The sequence below is a fragment of the Shewanella surugensis genome, assembly GCF_023284005.1.
Classification (GTDB): Bacteria; Pseudomonadota; Gammaproteobacteria; order Enterobacterales; family Shewanellaceae; genus Shewanella; species Shewanella surugensis.
This window is the reverse complement of sequence record NZ_JAKIKS010000245.1, coordinates 1-3,047: the sequence shown is the minus strand read 5'-3', so window position 1 is coordinate 3,047 and position 3,047 is coordinate 1. Positions and strand designations below refer to the sequence as shown.

Genomic DNA, 3,047 nt, shown 5'->3' with positions numbered 1-3,047 from the left:
ATTAATTCAATCCACTCTTCATGAGAACGTTTAGTCATGTTAACTCCTGATGTGATGTTAAAATAAGGGATCAATGAACGCAGTTGAAGATGTACTTGCTCGGACGGTTACGATGTTTATAAGGAAATTGCACGCTCGAAAGAAATATTCACTAAAAATGGCTCGGATAGATATGGGAGAAGTGAAGAATCTACAGCTGGCTTAATAAATAGCATCTTGGATAAAGCTAACCTTGATAAACGAGAGGCGGTAAAAGAAATGGTAGAGCAACTGTTTCCAACAATTGAATGGGTTCTAGGTGGAGCGTCCTATTCTGGAGATTTTGCCAGCACGTGGTTAAGAGAGATGCGTGTTTGTCACCCCTCTAATTTCGACAAGTACTTCCAATTTTCTATTCCAAGTGGCGAACTGTCAAACTCAGACCTTCAAGAAATGCTAAGTCTAACTGCCGATTCTGATAGATTTTCATCATTTATCTTGTCCCTTAAAGAGCGCGGCATTCTAAAAAATGCTCTATCACAGTTTGAATCATTTACAGATGAAATTCCGTTAGAAAATGGGAACGCTTATATTAAAGGGATTCTAGATATTGGTGACCACGTCGATCATGAATCAACAGGGTTTACGATGTTTAGCTCTAATACCCATGCCGTAAGACTTGTTGTCTGGTTCCTTCGACGTATTGATGATTTGGAAAAAAGAGGGAATCTGTTGCTAGATTGTTTCAAAACTTCAAACGGAATATCTATTGTCGAACATATACTGCAAGGTGATGAAAATCGTAGAGAAAAGTCTGATGCAGACCAAATTCTACAAGATGGTGAATTTGAACAGCTTAAGGCAGAATTTGTAAGAAAATTGGATGAAATGTCGGAAACTTCGTCAACCGAACTATTTTCTAATGAACACTTGGTTTCCTTTTTGTATCGGTGGAAACGTTGGGGCGATGAGAGCAAAGTTATAGATTGGTTGAAACTTCAGACACAGACAGCCGAAGGTTGTATTACGTTATTGAAAAAATTTGTAGGCAAATCCTCTTCTCAGGCCATGGGGGATTATGTAGTTAAAATTACGACCTATATCAAACTTGAAAATATTGAAAACTTTCTAGAGATTGCACCTATTCAAGAAAAAATACGGGATATTGATGAAGCTAAGCTTGATGTCGAAGGTCAAGAAGCATTGAAGGCTTTTCAAGATGCATTGACAAAAAGAGAGCAAGGAATATCTGATGATGGTTGGTAGTGAATCTAACAAGGCGCTGCTGTCGGACAAGTTTTCCGCAGAGTGCGGCGTTATGTGACTATTGTAGCTGAATTGTACTCTACAAAAGGAGTTGTAAATTTTGTCAGTAAAAGCAAGACGAGCCGATGTAAATGACACGGTGAAAATGAGCTTACTTTGTGAAGTTGATGGCTCTTGCCCTTTATGCAGAAGAGATCTCGTTGTTAAGAAAAAAAAGAAAAATGTGAGAGTCTTCGATGTTGCTCATATCTACCCCTTGAACGCAACCAAACATGAACTTGCTATTTTAACAGGCGAAGAACTCCTTTCTGACGACATAGATTGTGAAGAAAATTTCATAGCCCTATGTAAAGAGTGTCATAAAATTTATGATACTCAAAAAACTGTTGGAGAATATAGACAGCTAGTCGCAATTAAAAAAGAAATCAATAAAATAAAAGAGCTGTCTAAAGTCTGGGATAAACAAACTCTACATAAAGACATTTCAATTGTAGCTAATAAAATTGGTTTACTCGATGGAAATAGTATTGAAAAGACTATGCTTTCATACGATGCATTAAAACTTTCAGATAAGCGAGATGAAACGTTTGGATTCATTAATCAGACAAAAGTAAGCCAATTCATTTTGACTTTTTTTATCCCTATAAAAGAAGCGCTTAAAGATCTTGAAAAACAAGAAAAAGCCAAATCTACTTTCATATGCTCACAAGTTAAAAGTTACTATGTTCTTTTATTAATGAAAGATTTTAACCAAGATGAAATTTTTGAGAAAATGACGGATTGGTTCATGACAAATACAGGGATTACTGATAGATCAAAATCTGAAGTTCTGGTTTCTTTTTTCATACAGAACTGCGAGGTTTATTCTAAATGCTAGTTCCAAACAAAACCGTTTCAATTAATGAAAGTTGTATTTATAGAGCTTCATTGCTCTTGTCAAAACTAGAGGGTGATATTTCAGTAGAAGAACTTTACTGTAATCAAAAGAAGTTGTTTATTGATATGGCTGATTACATTGATGTATTAGATTTATTATTTGTTTTAGGAAGGATTGTTTTGGATGAAAAAAAGGGAGTAATTAAACATGCTTAAATCCATTAGTTGTGAAAAACTGATCAAGAGTCCGATTACTTTTGAGGCAGGTTTAAATGCTGTTGTTGGGGCTGATGATGCTCATAATTCTATTGGTAAATCATCAATTTTAATGCTGATTGACTTTGTTTTTGGTGGGAATGATTTTCCATCTAAATGTGATGATGTTGTACGTAATGTCGGTGATTTTAAAGTTGGTATTGAGTTTGAATTTGAAAAACCGTATTCGTTCATCAGAGATACGGGAAATATTGATCAAATATATCGAGTTGAATGTCAGGATTATATAACAAGTAAGGAATACAATGCTTTCCTTAAAAGTAAATATTTCCCGAAAAATGAAGCTGCATCTTTTAGGGAATGTGTAAGCGGTTTTTTTAGAGTTTACCAAAGAAATAATTACAATGATAAACGTCCCTTAGATATTGTTAGCAAAGAAAATTGGGATGCGATTAGAAAACGAACTCTTAAAATATTTGGTAAGTACGGTGTAATTGAAAGCCTTGAAAAATATAAAGCAATAGCAACCAAATTAAAGAATGACATTAATGGTAAGTGCTTAACTAAAAGTTATTGTATATTTTGACGGATAATTATCTATGATGTTTTTTACACTCTCTTTGAGTGCATCAAAAGTGATAAAATCATGGCAAGATAACCATTCATACTTTATCTTTTTCCACAGTATTTCAATGATATTGAGTTCAGGA

The 3,047-nt window shown here is 34.5% G+C and carries 4 protein-coding genes and 1 pseudogene; 4 read left to right on the top strand and 1 reads right to left on the bottom strand.

The annotated features are described in order from the left end of the window. Positions 1-216: 216 nt before the first annotated feature. From L2764_RS26485 to L2764_RS26470, 4 genes are all read left to right on the top strand, one after another. Positions 217-1,245 (top strand): hypothetical protein, encoded by a 1,029-nt coding sequence (locus L2764_RS26485; RefSeq protein WP_248943332.1) that lies wholly within the window; start codon positions 217-219, stop codon positions 1,243-1,245. Positions 1,246-1,345: 100 nt separating this feature from the next. Then, positions 1,346-2,122 (top strand): ABC-three component system protein, encoded by a 777-nt coding sequence (locus L2764_RS26480; protein ID WP_248943331.1) that lies wholly within the window; start codon positions 1,346-1,348, stop codon positions 2,120-2,122. Continuing rightward, a complete protein-coding gene (locus L2764_RS26475; RefSeq protein WP_248943330.1) occupies positions 2,116-2,337 on the top strand; it encodes an ABC-three component system middle component 7 in 222 nt (73 codons plus the stop codon). The genes L2764_RS26480 and L2764_RS26475 overlap by 7 nt, the downstream gene beginning before the upstream one ends. Next, positions 2,330-2,923, top strand: a complete 594-nt coding sequence (locus L2764_RS26470) for a hypothetical protein (RefSeq protein WP_248943329.1) — start codon at positions 2,330-2,332, stop codon at positions 2,921-2,923. Before L2764_RS26475 ends, L2764_RS26470 begins: the two co-directional genes overlap by 8 nt. Here the strand turns inward: L2764_RS26470 and L2764_RS26465 are convergent. Beyond that, positions 2,897-3,047 (bottom strand): annotated as a pseudogene (locus L2764_RS26465) (IS630-like element ISVsa8 family transposase); the annotation flags it as partial. The gene L2764_RS26470 and the pseudogene L2764_RS26465 overlap by 27 nt on opposite strands.